We start from the raw sequence: 319 nt of genomic DNA on the forward strand, positions 1-319 counted from the left end.
GCATCTACCAGCCCTCGGTGACGCCTGACGTCGTGACCATGAACAAGGCGCACCAGACGCATTACACGCTCACTCCGGATCCGGCGATCAAGCACGTGCTGCACGGCTGGAGCGATATCCCCGGCGAAAAGGCCAAGGTCGATCTCGTCGTCGGCGACGCCTATATCCGCAACGTCACGACGGACATCCGCTTCAGCTACGGCCTCGGCGGATCGCAGCAGGATGGCAACTCGATCTTCATCTTCGAGATCGCCGGCCTCTGCATCGGCCACCTCGGGCACCTGCACTACGAACTGACGGATGCGCATTACACGGAGAT

The 319-nt window shown here is 61.4% G+C and carries 1 protein-coding gene; it reads left to right on the forward strand.

The window, feature by feature from the left end:
* Positions 1–319 (forward strand): MBL fold metallo-hydrolase (locus SB764_RS39075; RefSeq protein ID WP_410866623.1); only part of this gene is annotated, 319 nt, incomplete at both ends.

The organism is Paraburkholderia sp. SIMBA_027, assembly GCF_046535315.1.
GTDB lineage: Bacteria > Pseudomonadota > Gammaproteobacteria > Burkholderiales > Burkholderiaceae > Paraburkholderia > Paraburkholderia tropica.